Annotated in this window: 14 protein-coding genes; all 14 read left to right on the forward strand. The window is 51.0% G+C overall.

Going from position 1 to position 16,856, the window contains the following annotated elements; genetic code table 11:
• Nucleotides 1-107 precede the first annotated feature (107 nt).
• The 14 genes from frr (at nucleotide 108) to accA (ending at nucleotide 16,816) form a co-directional block, all read left to right on the forward strand.
• Nucleotides 108-665, forward strand: coding sequence for a ribosome recycling factor (gene frr / locus HV346_RS04140; protein WP_181622320.1), 558 nt, complete (start codon nucleotides 108-110; stop codon nucleotides 663-665).
• Between the two features lie 97 nt (nucleotides 666-762).
• Complete coding sequence (gene ispC, locus HV346_RS04145; RefSeq protein WP_181622321.1) at nucleotides 763-1,962, forward strand: 1-deoxy-D-xylulose-5-phosphate reductoisomerase; 1,200 nt, start codon at nucleotides 763-765, stop codon at nucleotides 1,960-1,962.
• Between the two features lie 186 nt (nucleotides 1,963-2,148).
• Complete coding sequence (ispU, locus tag HV346_RS04150; RefSeq protein WP_181622322.1) at nucleotides 2,149-2,907, forward strand: (2E,6E)-farnesyl-diphosphate-specific ditrans,polycis-undecaprenyl-diphosphate synthase; 759 nt, start codon at nucleotides 2,149-2,151, stop codon at nucleotides 2,905-2,907.
• A gap of 12 nt (nucleotides 2,908-2,919) precedes the next feature.
• Nucleotides 2,920-3,777, forward strand: coding sequence for a phosphatidate cytidylyltransferase (gene cdsA, locus HV346_RS04155; RefSeq protein ID WP_181622323.1), 858 nt, complete (start codon nucleotides 2,920-2,922; stop codon nucleotides 3,775-3,777).
• 11 nt (nucleotides 3,778-3,788) lie between these two features.
• Nucleotides 3,789-5,141, forward strand: a complete 1,353-nt coding sequence (gene rseP / locus HV346_RS04160) for a sigma E protease regulator RseP (RefSeq protein ID WP_181622324.1) — start codon at nucleotides 3,789-3,791, stop codon at nucleotides 5,139-5,141.
• 31 nt (nucleotides 5,142-5,172) lie between these two features.
• On the forward strand, nucleotides 5,173-7,584 hold the full coding sequence (gene bamA / locus HV346_RS04165) for an outer membrane protein assembly factor BamA (protein ID WP_181622325.1): 2,412 nt from the start codon (nucleotides 5,173-5,175) through the stop codon (nucleotides 7,582-7,584).
• Between the two features lie 122 nt (nucleotides 7,585-7,706).
• A complete protein-coding gene (skp, locus tag HV346_RS04170) occupies nucleotides 7,707-8,201 on the forward strand; it encodes a molecular chaperone Skp (RefSeq protein WP_181622326.1) in 495 nt (164 codons plus the stop codon).
• A gap of 3 nt (nucleotides 8,202-8,204) precedes the next feature.
• On the forward strand, nucleotides 8,205-9,230 hold the full coding sequence (gene lpxD, locus HV346_RS04175; RefSeq protein WP_181622327.1) for a UDP-3-O-(3-hydroxymyristoyl)glucosamine N-acyltransferase: 1,026 nt from the start codon (nucleotides 8,205-8,207) through the stop codon (nucleotides 9,228-9,230).
• A gap of 104 nt (nucleotides 9,231-9,334) precedes the next feature.
• Complete coding sequence (gene fabZ, locus HV346_RS04180; RefSeq protein ID WP_007373234.1) at nucleotides 9,335-9,790, forward strand: 3-hydroxyacyl-ACP dehydratase FabZ; 456 nt, start codon at nucleotides 9,335-9,337, stop codon at nucleotides 9,788-9,790.
• Nucleotides 9,791-9,793: 3 nt separating this feature from the next.
• Complete coding sequence (gene lpxA / locus HV346_RS04185; protein WP_181622328.1) at nucleotides 9,794-10,582, forward strand: acyl-ACP--UDP-N-acetylglucosamine O-acyltransferase; 789 nt, start codon at nucleotides 9,794-9,796, stop codon at nucleotides 10,580-10,582.
• Nucleotides 10,582-11,730 carry a lipid-A-disaccharide synthase gene (gene lpxB, locus HV346_RS04190; RefSeq protein ID WP_181622329.1) on the forward strand — a complete coding sequence of 383 codons (1,149 nt, stop codon included), beginning with the start codon at nucleotides 10,582-10,584 and terminating at the stop codon, nucleotides 11,728-11,730. Before lpxA ends, lpxB begins: the two co-directional genes overlap by 1 nt.
• Nucleotides 11,727-12,323, forward strand: coding sequence for a ribonuclease HII (rnhB, locus tag HV346_RS04195; protein WP_181622330.1), 597 nt, complete (start codon nucleotides 11,727-11,729; stop codon nucleotides 12,321-12,323). Before lpxB ends, rnhB begins: the two co-directional genes overlap by 4 nt.
• Before the next feature lie 38 nt (nucleotides 12,324-12,361).
• Nucleotides 12,362-15,844, forward strand: a complete 3,483-nt coding sequence (dnaE, locus tag HV346_RS04200) for a DNA polymerase III subunit alpha (protein WP_181622331.1) — start codon at nucleotides 12,362-12,364, stop codon at nucleotides 15,842-15,844.
• 12 nt (nucleotides 15,845-15,856) lie between these two features.
• Nucleotides 15,857-16,816, forward strand: a complete 960-nt coding sequence (gene accA, locus HV346_RS04205) for an acetyl-CoA carboxylase carboxyl transferase subunit alpha (RefSeq protein ID WP_181622332.1) — start codon at nucleotides 15,857-15,859, stop codon at nucleotides 16,814-16,816.
• The last annotated feature ends 40 nt before the right edge of the window (nucleotides 16,817-16,856 follow it).

The raw sequence follows: 16,856 nt of genomic DNA on the forward strand, positions 1-16,856 counted from the left end.
CGCGCCCCGGGCGCTGTCATGAATTAAACAGGGCTATACTTAGCACATCTTTTAACGGTGGTGCTGGCGGATAGTCTGCCTGAGACAAGTTTTCAAGGATTCGTAACGTGATTAACGAAATCAGAAAAGATGCAGAAGTACGCATGGATAAATGCGTAGAAGCCTTCAAAAACCAAATCAGCAAAGTGCGTACTGGTCGTGCTTCCCCAAGCCTGCTTGATGGCATTATCGTGGAATACTACGGTACACCAACACCACTGCGTCAGTTGGCAAGCGTCACGGTTGAAGATACCCGTACGCTGAAAATCAACGTATTCGATCGCTCTATGGGGCCGGCCGTTGAGAAAGCGATTATGGCGTCCGACCTGGGTCTGAACCCAAGCTCCGCAGGTACTGACATCCGCGTACCACTGCCAGCGCTGACGGAAGAACGTCGTAAAGAGTTGATCAAAGTTGTTCGTGGTGAAGCAGAGCAGGGGCGCGTTGCTGTTCGTAACGTGCGCCGTGATGCGAACGATAAAGTGAAAGCCCTGCTGAAAGATAAAGAAATCAGTGAAGACGACGATCGCCGTTCTCAGGACGACGTGCAGAAACTGACTGACGCTGCCATCAAGAAACTTGATGCGGCGCTGGCAGATAAAGAAGCGGAACTGATGCAGTTCTGATTTCTGTCGTAATCTGATTGAACGCCGTACAGAAAGTCCTGGTGACTTTGCTGGCGGCGTTTTGCTTTTTTCTGGTTTAATTTTTTCCGGACATCTCATGAAGCATTTAACTCTCCTCGGCTCAACTGGCTCTATCGGTTGTAGCACTCTCGACGTCGTTCGCCATAACCCTGAACATTACGCAGTGACTGCCCTGGTGGCCGGTAAAAATGTTCAGCGTATGGTTGAGCAATGTCTTGAGTTTACCCCCCGCTATGCGGTTATGGATGACGAGGACAGTGCTCGCCAGGTTAAGGCATTGCTTCTTGAAAAAGGCAGTCACACTGACGTTCTGAGTGGTCAGCAGGCGGCATGTGATATGGCTTCACTTGATGATGTTGATCAGGTCATGGCGGCAATCGTCGGTGCGGCAGGGCTTTTGCCGACGCTTGCCGCTATTGATGCGGGGAAAACCGTCTTACTGGCGAACAAAGAGTCACTGGTGACCTGTGGGCGCTTGTTTATGGATGCAGTTAAGCAACGAGGTGCACGTCTTTTACCTGTCGACAGCGAACACAACGCTATTTTTCAGAGTTTGCCGCAACCTTTTCAGCAAAACCTGGGGTACGCTGATCTGGAGCAAAATGGTGTTGTGTCCATTCTGCTTACCGGGTCTGGTGGCCCGTTCCGGGAAACGCCACTGTCTGAATTGAGCGCGATGACGCCGGATCAGGCATGTCGTCACCCGAACTGGTCGATGGGACGCAAGATTTCAGTCGATTCAGCCACCATGATGAACAAAGGTCTGGAATACATTGAAGCGCGTTGGCTGTTCAATGCCTCTGCAAAACAGATGGAAGTACTGATCCACCCGCAATCGGTGATTCACTCCATGGTGCGTTACCAGGATGGCAGTGTGCTTGCGCAACTGGGTGAGCCGGATATGCGTACACCCATTGCACATTCGATGGCGTGGCCAAACCGTGTGCAGTCTGGCGTAAAGCCGCTCGATTTTTGCAAGCTAAGTTCACTGACGTTCAGCGAGCCTGATTATGACCGCTATCCGTGCCTGAAGCTGGCGATGGAAGCGTTCGACCAGGGGCAGGCAGCGACAACAGCACTCAATGCGGCTAATGAAATTACCGTTGCCGCGTTTCTTGCACAGCAAATCCGCTTTACGGATATTGCCGCATTAAATCTATCTGTTCTGGAAATGATGGATTTACGTGAGCCGCAAAGCGTAGAAGAGGTGCTGACTGTCGATGCTGATGCACGTATTGTGGCGCAAAAACAGGTGACTCGTCTCTCAAGCTGGTGATAATCCACCCACTAGTGGTCGTGCTATTTGTTAGCGTTGTGCTTCAGTGATATAGTCTGCGCCACCTGATCGCAGGTATTTGGCTTTATGTGGTCAGGTAAGCCGTGGTTTGACACGGCTTTTTTGTGTATAGGCTTCAGTATTCCTGAGTACCGTTAAATCCTTTTCAGGGACTAAAAACGCGTTATGTTGTCTGTGAATCAACCATTAAGCGTAAACTTGCCAGCACATGGCTGTCGTCATGTCGCAATCATTATGGATGGCAATGGCCGCTGGGCGAAAAGACAAGGGAAGATACGGGCCTTTGGGCATAAAGCTGGGGCGAAATCTGTTCGCCGCGCCGTTTCTTTTGCCGCCAATAACGGCATTGATGCGTTAACGCTCTATGCTTTTAGCAGTGAAAACTGGAATCGACCCGCGCAGGAAGTGAGCGCGTTGATGGAGTTATTTGTGTGGGCGCTCGACAGTGAAGTAAAAAGCCTGCACCGCCACAACGTCCGTCTGTGCATCATTGGTGATACCAGTCGTTTTAACTCGCGTCTGCAGGAACGTATTCGTAAAGCTGAGGCGTTGACCGAAAATAACACAGGTCTGACACTCAATATTGCGGCGAATTACGGCGGGCGTTGGGATATTATCCAGGGCGTTCGGCATTTGGCTGAACAGGTTCAGGAAGGGCTGTTGAGACCCGACCAAATTGATGAAGAGGCGCTGAGTAAGCAAATCTGCATGAATGAACTGACTCCCGTGGATTTAGTAATTAGGACAGGGGGAGAGCATCGTATTAGTAACTTCTTGCTGTGGCAAATTGCCTATGCCGAACTTTACTTTACAGATGTTCTTTGGCCCGATTTTGATGAACAAGACTTTGAAGGTGCGCTGCATGCCTTTGCCAATCGAGAGCGTCGTTTCGGCGGCACCGAGCCTGGTGGCGACAAAGCCTGATGGGGGTAGCTTTTGCTGAAGTATCGCCTGATTTCCGCTTTTGTATTAATACCTATTGTTATTGCGGCGCTGTTTTTACTGCCTCCGGTGGGATTCGCTATTGTCACGCTGGTGGTATGTATGCTCGCCGCGTGGGAATGGGGACAGTTTAGCGGCTTTACCTCACGCACTCAGCGGGTATGGCTGGCGGTGCTCTGTGGCCTGTTATTGGCGCTGATGCTGTTTACGTTGCCTGAATACCATCATGATATTCATCAGCCATTGGTTGCTGGCGCACTGTGGGCGTCGCTAGGCTGGTGGGGTGTTGCACTCTTGCTGGTGTTTTTTTATCCAGGCTCAGCGGCAGTATGGCGCGAATCTAAAGTTCTGCGTCTTATTTTCGGCCTGCTCACAATTGTTCCTTTTTTCTGGGGTATGCTCGCGCTGCGCGCCTGGCACTATGATGACAATCACTACAGCGGTGCATTTTGGCTGCTTTATGTCATGATTCTCGTCTGGGGGGCTGACTCCGGGGCCTATATGTTTGGTAAACTGTTTGGCAAGCATAAACTTGCGCCAAAGGTTTCCCCTGGTAAAACCTGGCAAGGGTTTATCGGTGGCCTGTTTACGGCCGCGGTGATTTCCTGGGGCTACGGTGTCTGGGCGAATCTCGAAGTCGCACCGTCAACGTTGCTGGTTTGCTCCATTTTTGCTGCGCTGGCATCGGTACTCGGTGATTTGACTGAAAGTATGTTCAAGCGTGAAGCAGGGATTAAGGACAGTGGTCACCTTATTCCAGGTCATGGCGGTATTCTGGATCGCATTGATAGCCTGACGGCTGCGGTCCCTGTGTTTGCCTGCCTGTTGTTACTGGTATTCGGGACGATTTAACGGAAGGTTTTATGCTGAGCATTCTCTGGAATCTGGCGGCGTTCATTGTTGCACTGGGTGTACTGATTACCGTGCATGAATTTGGCCATTTCTGGGTTGCTCGGCGCTGTGGTGTGCGAGTGGAGCGATTCTCCATCGGGTTTGGTAAATCACTCTGGAAACGCACCGATCGCCATGGCACTGAATTTGTCATCGCACTTATTCCTCTGGGTGGCTATGTCAAAATGCTCGACGAGCGTGTTGAGCCTGTAGCCCCCGAATTGCGGCACTATGCGTTCAACAACAAAACTGTTGGCCAACGTGCTGCTATCATTGCTGCCGGTCCGGTAGCCAACTTTATCTTTGCTATCTTCGCTTACTGGCTGGTGTTTATCATCGGTGTTCCTGGTGTGCGTCCGGTGGTGGGTGAAATTGCCCCTAATTCCATCGCGGCAAATGCGCAAATTAATCCTGGGATGGAACTTAAAGCGATTGATGGCATCGAAACCCCTGATTGGGATGCCGTGCGACTGCAACTGGTTGCCAAGATTGGTGATGAGCAGGCAACTGTCAGCGTGTCGCCGTTTGGGTCTGATCAGCGGCAGGAAAAAGTCCTGAACTTACGCCACTGGGATTTCGAGCCTGATAAAGAAGATCCCGTTTCAGCGTTGGGTATTCGTCCTCGTAGCGCGCAGATCGAGCCGGTATTAGCCGAAGTACAGGTAAATTCAGCGGCGAGTAAAGCGGGTTTGCAAGCGGGCGACAGGATCGTTAAAGTCGATGGTCAGCCATTAACACAATGGATGACCTTTGTTAATCTGGTGCGCGATAATCCAGGTGTTTCGCTCGCGCTAGAAGTAGAAAGGCAGGGGAGTCCGCTCTCTCTGACGTTAATTCCGGATACTAAATCGGGTAGCGGTAGGGCTGAGGGGTTCGCAGGCGTTGTGCCTAAAGTGATCCCACTGCCAGATGAGTATAAGACAATACGCCAGTATGGGCCGTTTAGTGCCATTCTTGAAGCCACGGATAAAACATGGCAACTGATGAAGCTAACGGTCAACATGTTGGGGAAATTGATAACCGGTGATGTGAAACTGAACAACCTCAGTGGGCCAATCTCTATTGCCCAGGGGGCTGGGATGTCAGCGGAGTTCGGGGTGATTTACTATCTCATGTTTCTCGCGCTCATTAGCGTGAACCTGGGGATAATCAACCTGTTCCCGCTTCCCGTGTTAGACGGGGGGCATCTGCTGTTTTTAGCGATTGAAAAGCTAAAAGGCGGACCGGTATCCGAGCGAGTTCAAGACTTTAGTTATCGCATTGGCTCGATTTTGCTGGTGCTGTTAATGGGGCTTGCACTTTTCAATGATTTCTCTCGGTTGTAAGAGAGTTAGTTAGGAAGAACGCATAATAACGATGGCGATGAAAAAGTTGCTCATAGCGTCGCTGCTGTTTAGCAGCGCAACCGTATACGGTGCTGACGGGTTCGTAGTGAAAGACATTCATTTCGAAGGCCTTCAGCGTGTCGCCGTTGGTGCAGCCCTCCTCAGTATGCCTGTGCGCCCTGGCGACACGGTTAATGATGATGATATCAGTAACACCATCCGTGCTCTGTTTGCCACTGGCAACTTTGAGGACGTCCGCGTCCTGCGTGATGGTGATACGCTGCTGGTTCAGGTAAAAGAACGCCCGACGATCGCCAGTATCACTTTCTCCGGCAACAAGTCGGTTAAAGATGACATGCTCAAGCAGAACCTTGAAGCATCTGGTGTCCGTGTGGGTGAATCCCTGGACCGCACAACTCTCTCCGATATTGAGAAAGGACTGGAAGACTTCTACTACAGCGTCGGTAAATACAGCGCTAGCGTGAAAGCGGTTGTCACACCGCTGCCGCGTAACCGTGTAGACCTTAAGCTGGTCTTCCAGGAAGGTGTCTCTGCGAAGATCCAACAGATCAACATCGTTGGTAACCATGCTTTCACCACCGATGAGTTGATTTCAACGTTCCAGTTGCGTGATGAAGTACCATGGTGGAACGTGGTTGGCGATCGAAAATACCAGAAGCAAAAGCTTGCGGGTGACCTCGAAACTCTGCGTAGCTACTATCTGGATCGCGGTTATGCCCGTTTCAACATCGATTCTACTCAGGTGAGTCTGACGCCGGACAAGAAAGGTATCTACATTACGGTTAACATTACTGAAGGCGAGCAGTACAAGCTTTCGGGTGTTGAAGTTAGTGGAAATCTGGCGGGCCATTCTGCAGAGATCGAGACACTGACTAAAATTCAGCCAGGCGATCTGTATAGCGGCGCGAAAGTAACCAAAATGGAAGACAGCATTAAGAAACTGCTCGGCCGTTATGGTTATGCCTATCCACGTGTACAAACTCAGCCTGAAATCAACGATGCTGATAAAACCGTTAAGCTGCGTGTGAATGTCGATGCCGGTAACCGTTTCTACGTGCGTAAGATCCGCTTTGAAGGTAACGATACCTCCAAAGATTCCGTTCTGCGCCGCGAAATGCGTCAGATGGAAGGTGCATGGTTAGGCAGCGATCTGGTTGACCAGGGTAAAGAACGTCTGAACCGTCTCGGCTACTTTGAAACAGTAGATACAGATACCCAGCGTGTTCCTGGCAGCCCGGATCAAGTTGATGTTGTTTATAAAGTGAAAGAGCGTAACACCGGTAGCTTCAACTTCGGTGTGGGTTACGGTACTGAAAGTGGTGTGAGTTTCCAGGTTGGTGTTCAACAAGATAACTGGTTAGGCACAGGTTATTCTGTTGGCATTAACGGGACCAAAAACGACTATCAGACCTACTCTGAATTCTCTGTCACAAACCCGTACTTCACTGTTGATGGTGTAAGTTTGGGTGGTCGTATTTTCTATAACGACTTTAAAGCGGATGATGCGGATCTTTCCTCCTATACCAACAAAAGTTATGGTCTGGATGGTACGCTCGGCTTCCCGATTAACGAATACAACACCCTGCGTGCTGGCTTAGGTTACGTACATAACGACCTGTCCAACATGCAACCGCAGGTGGCGATGTGGCGTTATCTGGACTCTATTGGTCAGTCGACAAGCACATCCAGTGACAGCAACGGGTTTGCTGCGGATGACTTCACCTTCAACTACGGCTGGACCTATAATCGTCTTGATCGCGGTTATTTCCCGACAGAAGGTTCGCGCGTTAACCTGAACGGTAAAGTCACCATCCCTGGTTCCGATAACGAGTTCTATAAAGTTACGCTGGATACCGCGTCTTACTTCCCTATTGATGATGACCATAAATGGGTCGTTCTGGGTCGTACCCGTTGGGGTTATGGCGATGGTCTGGGCGGTAAAGAACTGCCGTTCTATGAGAACTTCTATGCCGGTGGTTCCAGTACCGTTCGTGGCTTCCAGTCCAATAACATTGGTCCGAAAGCGGTGTATTACGGCGGTAAAGGGCTGGATAACTGCGATACGACAGATACGACGAAATTATGTAGCTCTGATGATGCCGTTGGTGGTAACGCCATGGCTGTCGCTAGCCTTGAGTTCATCACACCAACGCCGTTTATCAGTGATAAATATGCGAACTCAGTCCGTACTTCCTTCTTCTGGGATACGGGTACAGTGTGGGATACCAACTGGAGTACGAAAGGGATGCCTGCTGACATTCCAGACTACAGCGATCCGAGCAATATTCGCATGTCTGCAGGTATCGCATTACAATGGATGTCACCGCTGGGGCCGTTGGTGTTCTCCTACGCCCAGCCGTTTAAGAAATACGATGGAGACAAAGCGGAACAGTTCCAGTTTAACATTGGTAAAACCTGGTAATAATTCGCTGCAACGGAATGCGCAGGCAGTGTAGCGCTGACAATTGGCGATCGTGAAAACGATCGCCTTGCCACGCAAAGAACGGCACTCTTGGGTGCTAATGGGATGGTAAGGAGTTAATTGTGAAAAAGTGGTTATTAGCTGCAGGTCTCGGTTTAGCGATGGTAACGTCTGCCCAGGCAGCGGATAAAGTTGCAATCGTCAACATGGGTAGCTTGTTCCAGCAGGTTGCACAGAAAACGGGTGTTTCCGCAACGCTGGAAAACGAGTTCAAAGGCCGTGCAAGCGAACTGCAAGGTATGGAAAACGATCTTCAGTCCAAAATGCAGCGTCTGCAGCGTGATGGTTCTACCATGAAGGCAGCAGACCGTAGCAAACTGGAAAAAGACGTAATGGCTCAGCGCCAGACTTTCTCTCAGAAGGCACAGGCATTCGAGCAGGATCGTCAACGTCGTTCTAACGAAGAACGTGGCAAACTGGTTACTCGTATTCAGACTGCTGTTAAATCAGTTGCTGCCGATCAGAGCATCGATCTGGTTGTAGATGCGAATGCCGTTGCTTACAACAGCAAAGATGTTAAAGACATTACTGCTGATGTACTGAAACAGGTTAAATAAGTAATGCCTTCAATTCGACTGGCTGATTTAGCTCAGCAGTTGGATGCAGAATTACACGGTGATGGCGATATCGTCATCACCGCTGTTGCGTCCATGCAATCTGCTAAAGCTGGCAACATTACCTTCATGGTAAGCCCTAAGTACCGTGAACATCTGGCTCAATGCCAGGCGTCGGCTGTTGTTCTGACGCAGGATGATCTTCCGTTTGCCGCAGGCGCTGCATTGGTAGTGAGGAACCCCTACCTGACGTATGCTCGCATGGCTCAAATTCTTGATACCACGCCGCAACCGGCGAAAAACATTGCTGCAAGTGCAGCGATCGACCCGACGGCGAAGCTGGGTAACAATGTTGCTATTGGCGCGAATGCTGTTATTGAATCCGGCGTTGTACTGGGTGATAACGTAGTGATTGGTGCGGGTAGCTTCGTTGGGAAAAATACCAAAATTGGTGCAGGTTCCCGTTTATGGGCCAATGTGTCCGTTTACCATGAAGTTGAGATCGGCGAAAATTGCCTTGTTCAGTCTGGAACTGTAATTGGTTCAGACGGGTTTGGCTATGCTAACGATCGTGGTAATTGGGTGAAGATCCCACAGCTTGGTCGTGTCATTATTGGCGATCGTGTTGAGATCGGTGCATGTACAACCATTGACCGTGGTGCGCTTGATGACACCATTATTGGCAAAGGTGTTATCATCGATAATCAGTGTCAGATTGCACATAACGTCGTGATTGGCGACAATACTGCTGTTGCAGGTGGCGTAATCATGGCTGGCAGCCTGAAAATTGGCCGTTATTGTATGATTGGCGGGGCTAGCGTGATCAATGGGCATATGGAAATATGCGACAAAGTCACGGTAACCGGGATGGGCATGGTGATGCGTCCTATTACTGAGCCAGGTGTCTACTCCTCCGGTATCCCGCTGCAGCCCAACAAGGTGTGGCGTAAAACAGCAGCTTTGGTGATGAATATTGATGATATGAGCAAGCGACTCAAGGCTCTTGAGCGCAAGATCGATCAACAAGACTAAACGTTCACCCGTTTAACGCTAACTTTCCCGGCCTGTCGGCTTTCTTATAAACCGGCAGGCCGTGTTATTATTGCTATTCAGTACATTTTGACAGGAAGAGTATTTTGACTACTGACACTCATACTCTGCATATTGAAGAGATTTTAGAACTTCTGCCTCACCGCTATCCGTTTTTGCTGGTAGACCGTGTGCTGGATTTTGAAGAAGGTCGTTTTCTGCGCGCAGTGAAAAATGTCTCCGTAAATGAGCCATTCTTCCAGGGGCATTTCCCTGGTAAACCTATCTTCCCGGGTGTGTTGATCCTGGAAGCGATGGCACAGGCAACGGGTATTCTGGCGTTTAAAAGCGTTGGTAAACTGGAGCCTGGTGAGTTGTATTACTTCGCAGGTATTGATGAAGCGCGCTTTAAGCGTCCAGTCGTGCCCGGTGATCAGATGATCATGGAAGTCACTTTTGAAAAAACGCGTCGTGGCCTGACTCGCTTCAAAGGCGTAGCTCTGGTTGATGGCAAAGTTGTTTGCGAAGCGACAATGATGTGCGCGCGTAGCCGGGAGGCCTGATACGTGATTGATAAATCCGCCTTTATTCATCCTACTGCGATTGTGGAAGTTGGTGCCATCATTGGTGCTAATGCCCACATTGGTCCTTTCTGTATTGTTGGGCCCAATGTTGAAATTGGTGAGGGTACAGTACTGAAATCTCACGTTGTGGTGAATGGCCATACGACCATTGGTCGCAACAACGAGATCTATCAGTTTGCCTCCATTGGTGAAGTAAACCAGGACCTGAAATACGCTGGTGAACCGACCCGTGTGGAAATCGGCGATCGTAACCGTATTCGCGAAAGCGTCACCATTCATCGTGGCACAGTACAGGGTGGTGGATTGACAAAGGTGGGCAGCGACAACCTGTTTATGATCAATGCACATATCGCGCACGATTGTACGGTAGGTAGCCGCTGTATTCTCGCCAACAATGCAACGCTGGCGGGACACGTATCGGTTGATGATTTCGCAATTATTGGCGGCATGACTGCTGTCCATCAATTTTGCATCATTGGTGCACATGTGATGGTCGGTGGCTGCTCCGGTGTGGCGCAAGATGTCCCACCGTACGTCATTGCGCAGGGCAATCACGCAACGCCGTTTGGCGTGAATATCGAAGGTCTCAAGCGTCGTGGCTTTAGCCGTGAAGCGATTACAGCGATCCGTAACGCGTACAAACTACTGTACCGTAGCGGAAAAACGCTGGAAGAGGCTAAACCGGAAATTGCTGAGTTAGCGAAAAAATACCCTGAAGTGAATGAGTTCATGGAGTTCTTTGAACGTTCAACTCGCGGTCTGATTCGTTAATGGTCGACAATCGTCCTCTTACGATAGCCCTGGTCGCCGGAGAAACCTCCGGCGATATTCTTGGTGCAGGTCTTATCCGTGCGCTTAAAGCTCGTGTACCGAATGCTCGCTTTGTGGGTGTTGCGGGTCCACTTATGCAGGCTGAAGGTTGCGAAGCCTGGTATGAAATGGAAGAGTTGGCGGTCATGGGCATTGTTGAGGTGCTGGGACGCCTGCGTCGCCTGTTGCATATTCGCGCCGATCTCACTCGCCGTTTTACCGATCTCAAACCCGATGTGTTTGTTGGTATCGATGCGCCTGACTTCAATATCACGCTTGAAGGCAATCTGAAAAAACAGGGCATCAAAACCATTCATTACGTCAGTCCATCTGTTTGGGCGTGGCGACAGAAACGCGTTTTCAAAATAGGAAAATCCACCGATTTGGTGCTGGCTTTTCTGCCTTTCGAAAAAGCGTTTTACGATAGATTCAATGTTCCGTGCCGCTTTATCGGCCATACCATGGCAGATGCAATGCCATTGGATCCAGATAAAAATGCGGCGCGTGACGTGTTGGGTATTCCGCATGATGCACATTGTCTGGCACTACTGCCCGGAAGTCGTGGAGCGGAAGTGGAGATGCTGAGTGCTGATTTCCTGAAAACAGCACAAATACTGCGTAACACATACCCCGACCTGGAAGTGGTTGTACCGTTAGTGAATGCTAAACGTCGCGAGCAGTTCGAACGAATTAAGGCAGAGGTTGCACCTGACCTGCATGTCCACTTGCTGGATGGTAAAGGCCGCGAGGCTATGGTGGCCAGCGATGCCGCATTGCTGGCGTCGGGTACGGCAGCGCTGGAGTGTATGCTGGCAAAATGCCCGATGGTTGTAGGCTACCGCATGAAGCCATTCACCTTCTGGCTGGCAAAACGTCTGGTTAAAACGGATTATGTTTCTTTGCCAAACTTGCTTGCCGGACGTGAATTGGTGAAAGAGTTGTTACAGGATGAATGCCAGCCTCAGGCGTTGGCGGATGCATTATTGCCGCTCCTGGCAGACGGTAAAACCAGCCATCAGATGCATGATACTTTCAGGGAACTGCATCAGCAGATCCGTTGTAATGCCGATGAGCAAGCGGCTGACGCGGTGCTGGAGCTAGCAAAATGATAGAATTTATCTATCCACACACGCACCTTGTGGCGGGTGTGGATGAAGTGGGCCGTGGCCCTCTGGTTGGTGCAGTGGTGACTGCTGCTGTGATCCTTGATCCGGCTCGCCCGATTGTTGGGTTAAACGATTCTAAAAAACTTTCAGAAAAGCGCCGATTGGCGCTCTTTGATGAGATCAACGAAAACGCTCTGGCCTGGAGTCTGGGTCGCGCGGAACCGCATGAAATCGATGAATTAAATATATTGCACGCTACTATGCTGGCGATGCAGCGTGCGGTTGCGGGACTGAAAATTGCGCCGGAATACGCCCTTATTGACGGTAATCGCTGTCCGGCACTGCCAGTGCCTTCTATGGCAGTGGTCAAAGGTGATAGCCGGGTTGCTGAAATCAGTGCCGCTTCTATTATGGCTAAAGTGACACGTGACGCCGAAATGGCTGAACTGGATCTCATTTATCCCCAGTATGGTTTTGCCCAGCATAAGGGATATCCAACCGCTTTCCATCTGGAAAGGCTGGCTGAATATGGCGCAACTGAACATCATCGGCGCAGCTTTGGTCCGGTGAAACGCGCGCTGGGACTGGTGTCCTGAATCAATACGCAAGCAAATAAGTAACGCGGAATCTGAAGATGGCTGAACCACGTTTCGTACACCTGCGGGTGCATAGCGACTACTCCATGATTGATGGGCTGGCGAAGACCGGACCGCTTGTAAAAAAGGCGGCTGCTCTTGGCATGCCTGCGCTGGCGATCACCGATTTCCTCAACCTTTGCGGTCTGGTGAAGTTCTACGGGACGGCGCATGGCGCAGGGCTGAAACCTATCGTTGGAGCAGATTTTCATGTGCAGAGCGAGTTACTCGGCGATGAAATGACGCAGCTCACCGTACTTGCCATGAACAACACAGGGTATCAGAACCTGACGTTGTTGATCTCCCGTGCGTATCAGCGTGGCTATGGCGTATTGGGTCCCTGGATTGATCGCGACTGGCTGGCGGAGTTGAGTGAAGGGCTGTTGCTGATTTCAGGCGGTCGCATGGGCGATGTCGGTAAAAGCTTGCAGCGAGGAAACCCGGCTCTGGTTGAGCAGTGTGTTTCATTTTACGAACAGCATTTCCCGGATCGTTACTATCTTGAACTGATCCGTACCGGACGGCCAGAAGAAGAAAATTATCTGCATGCCGCTGTGGCTCTGGCGGAGGAGCGCGGGTTGCCGGTTGTGGCCACTAACGATGTGCGCTTCCTCGAACCGGGGGATTTTGACGCGCATGAGATTCGCGTGGCGATCCATGATGGTTTTACGCTCGACGATCCCAAACGCCCACGTAACTACTCACCGCAGCAGTATATGCGCAGTGAGGATGAGATGTGCGAGTTGTTCGCCGATCTTCCGGAAGCGCTGGAAAACTCAGTTGAAATTGCTAAACGCTGTAATGTGACGGTGCGTTTAGGCGAATACTTCTTGCCCCAATTCCCGACCGGCGAGATGACTACGGAAGATTTTCTGGTCCTCAAATCGAAAGAGGGCCTGGAAGATCGTCTGGAATTTCTGTTCCCTGATGAAAATGTGCGGAAAGAGAAACGACCGCCTTACGATGAGCGACTGGATATTGAACTCCAGGTTATCAACCAGATGGGATTCCCTGGCTACTTCCTGATCGTGATGGAGTTTATCCAGTGGTCCAAGGATAACGGCGTACCTGTTGGTCCAGGACGTGGTTCTGGTGCAGGGTCGCTCGTGGCCTATGCACTTAAAATTACCGATCTTGATCCGCTGGAGTTTGACCTGCTGTTTGAACGTTTCCTTAACCCGGAACGTGTTTCCATGCCCGACTTTGACGTTGACTTCTGTATGGAGAAGCGCGACCAGGTTATTGATCACGTGGCTGAAATGTACGGTCGTGATGCGGTATCGCAGATTATCACTTTCGGTACAATGGCCGCGAAAGCGGTTATCCGTGACGTAGGACGCGTGCTGGGACATCCATACGGATTTGTTGACCGAATTTCTAAGCTAGTTCCGCCTGATCCTGGCATGACGCTTGCGAAAGCGTTCGAAGCAGAGCCGCAATTACCGGAAATTTACGAAGCGGACGAAGAAGTTAAAGCGCTGATTGATATGGCGCGTAAGCTGGAAGGTGTCACGCGAAATGCCGGTAAGCACGCGGGGGGCGTGGTTATTGCGCCAACCAAAATTACTGACTTTGCTCCGCTATACTGCGATGAGGCAGGGCAGCATCCAGTAACCCAGTTTGACAAGAATGACGTTGAATACGCCGGGCTCGTGAAATTTGACTTCCTGGGTTTGCGTACGCTCACTATCATTGACTGGGCACTGAAGATGATCAATCCGCGTCGGGCTAAACAAGGCCTGGAACCGATTGATATCGCAGCCATCCCTCTTGATGATAAGAAAAGTTTCGACATGCTGCAGCGCTCGGAAACCACAGCGGTATTCCAGCTTGAATCCCGTGGCATGAAAGATTTGATTAAGCGCCTGCAGCCTGACTGCTTCGAAGATATGATCGCACTGGTCGCCCTTTTTCGTCCGGGCCCACTGCAGTCAGGGATGGTAGATAACTTTATTGACCGTAAACACGGGCGCGAAGAGATTTCTTACCCGGATGTACAGTGGCAGCACGAAAGCCTGAAACCCGTACTGGAGCCGACCTACGGCATTATCTTGTACCAGGAACAGGTTATGCAGATTGCACAGGTGCTTTCTGGCTATACGCTCGGCGGCGCAGATATGCTTCGCCGCGCGATGGGTAAGAAAAAGCCTGAAGAGATGGCCAAACAGCGTGGTACGTTCGAAGAAGGCGCAAAAAATAACGGCGTTGATGGCGAGCTGGCGATGAAGATTTTCGACCTGGTGGAGAAATTCGCTGGGTACGGATTTAACAAATCACACTCCGCCGCCTATGCTTTGGTGTCATACCAGACGCTGTGGCTGAAAGCGCACTATCCCGCAGAGTTTATGGCAGCGGTAATGACCGCAGATATGGACAACACGGAGAAAGTGGTTGGCCTGGTGGATGAGTGCTGGCGCATGGGGTTGAAAATCCTGCCGCCAGACATTAACTCCGGTCTTTACCATTTCCACGTCAATGATGACGGCGAGATTGTGTATGGGATCGGTGCGATCAAAGGGGTAGGTGAAGGTCCGATCGAAGCGATTCTTGAGGCGCGTAACAACGGCGGATATTTCCGCGAGCTGTTCGACCTCTGTGCCCGTACCGACACTAAAAAATTGAACCGTCGTGTGCTGGAAAAGCTGATCATGTCTGGCGCGTTCGACAGGCTGGGGCCACATCGTGCCGCGCTGATGAACTCGTTGGCGGATGCCCTGAAGGCAGCCGATCAGCATGCAAAAGCGGAAGCGATTGGGCAGGCCGATATGTTTGGCGTGCTGGCAGAAGAGCCTGAGCAAGTTGAACAGTCTTATGCCAGCTGCCAGCCGTGGCCAGAACAGGTTGTACTGGATGGTGAGCGTGAAACGTTAGGGCTTTACCTGACGGGTCACCCGATCACCCAGTACCTAAAAGAAATTGAGCGCTATGTCGGAGGCTATCGGCTGAAAGACATGCATCCGACAGAACGTGGTAAAATTACCACAGCTGCGGGGCTCGTGATTGCTGCAAGGGTAATGGTCACCAAGCGCGGCAATCGTATCGGCATCTGTACGCTGGATGACCGTTCCGGGCGTCTGGAGGTGATGTTGTTCACCGACGCGCTGGATAAATACCAGCAATTGCTGGAAAAAGACCGCATACTTATCGTCAGCGGACAGGTCAGCTTTGATGACTTCAGCGGGGGGCTTAAAATGACCGCCCGTGAAGTGATGGACATTGACGAAGCCCGGGAAAAATATGCTCGCGGGCTTGCTATCTCGCTGACGGACAGGCAAATTGATGACCAGCTTTTAAACCGACTCCGTCAGTCTCTGGAACCCCACCGCTCGGGGACCATTCCAGTACATCTCTACTATCAGAGGGCGGATGCACGTGCGCGCTTGCGCTTTGGTGCAACGTGGCGTGTCTCTCCGAGCGATCGTTTACTTAACGATCTCCGTGGCCTCATTGGTTCGGAGCAGGTGGAACTGGAGTTTGACTAATACAGGAATACTATGAGTCTGAATTTCCTTGATTTCGAACAGCCGATTGCAGAGCTGGAAGCGAAAATCGATTCTCTGACAGCGGTAAGCCGTCAGGATGAAAAACTGGATATTAACATCGACGAAGAAGTGCATCGTCTGCGTGAAAAAAGCGTAGAACTGACGCGCAAAATCTTTGCCGATCTCGGCGCATGGCAGATAGCCCAACTGGCACGTCACCCTCAGCGTCCGTACACCCTGGATTATGTCCGCCTGGCGTTTGATGAATTTGACGAACTGGCTGGCGATCGCGCTTATGCTGACGACAAAGCCATCGTGGGCGGTATTGCTCGTCTGGATGGGCGTCCGGTGATGATCATTGGTCATCAGAAAGGGCGTGAAACCAAAGAGAAAATTCGTCGTAACTTTGGTATGCCAGCGCCAGAAGGCTATCGTAAAGCACTGCGTTTGATGGAGATGGCTGAGCGTTTCAATATGCCAATCATCACCTTCATTGACACCCCAGGTGCGTACCCTGGTGTGGGGGCTGAAGAACGTGGTCAATCTGAAGCGATTGCCCGTAACCTGCGTGAGATGTCACGCTTGAATGTACCGGTTATCTGCACCGTTATTGGTGAGGGTGGCTCCGGTGGGGCGCTGGCAATCGGTGTGGGCGATAAAGTGAATATGCTGCAGTACAGCACCTATTCCGTTATTTCCCCAGAGGGTTGTGCATCCATTCTGTGGAAAAGCGCGGACAAAGCCCCGCTGGCTGCAGAAGCCATGGGTATCATTGCGCCACGCCTGAAAGAACTGAAGTTGATCGACTCCGTGATCCAGGAGCCGTTGGGTGGTGCGCATCGCAACCCGGAAGCGATGGCTGCATCGCTGAAAGCACAGCTGCTGGCCGATCTCGCCGATCTCGATGTGTTAAGCAAAGACGATCTGCGCAATCGCCGTTATCAGCGTCTGATGAACTACGGTTACGCCTAAGCGTCACAATTATCCGAAAAGCCGCACAATGTTGCGGCTT

Origin of the sequence: Enterobacter sp. RHBSTW-00994 (assembly GCF_013782625.1) — a bacterium.
In the GTDB taxonomy this organism is placed as follows: Bacteria; Pseudomonadota; Gammaproteobacteria; order Enterobacterales; family Enterobacteriaceae; genus Enterobacter.

Bases quoted from the DNA above. Each gene is read 5' to 3' on its own strand.
- rseP (WP_181622324.1), top strand. From the start codon at position 3,789: ATGCTGAGCATTCTCTGGAATCTGGCGGCGTTCATTGTTGCACTGGGT.
- lpxB (WP_181622329.1), top strand. From the start codon at position 10,582: ATGGTCGACAATCGTCCTCTTACGATAGCCCTGGTCGCCGGAGAAACC.
- bamA (WP_181622325.1), top strand. From the start codon at position 5,173: ATGGCGATGAAAAAGTTGCTCATAGCGTCGCTGCTGTTTAGCAGCGCA.
- dnaE (WP_181622331.1), top strand. From the start codon at position 12,362: ATGGCTGAACCACGTTTCGTACACCTGCGGGTGCATAGCGACTACTCC.
- rnhB (WP_181622330.1), top strand. From the start codon at position 11,727: ATGATAGAATTTATCTATCCACACACGCACCTTGTGGCGGGTGTGGAT.
- lpxD (WP_181622327.1), top strand. From the start codon at position 8,205: ATGCCTTCAATTCGACTGGCTGATTTAGCTCAGCAGTTGGATGCAGAA.
- accA (WP_181622332.1), top strand. From the start codon at position 15,857: ATGAGTCTGAATTTCCTTGATTTCGAACAGCCGATTGCAGAGCTGGAA.
- ispC (WP_181622321.1), top strand. From the start codon at position 763: ATGAAGCATTTAACTCTCCTCGGCTCAACTGGCTCTATCGGTTGTAGC.
- ispU (WP_181622322.1), top strand. From the start codon at position 2,149: ATGTTGTCTGTGAATCAACCATTAAGCGTAAACTTGCCAGCACATGGC.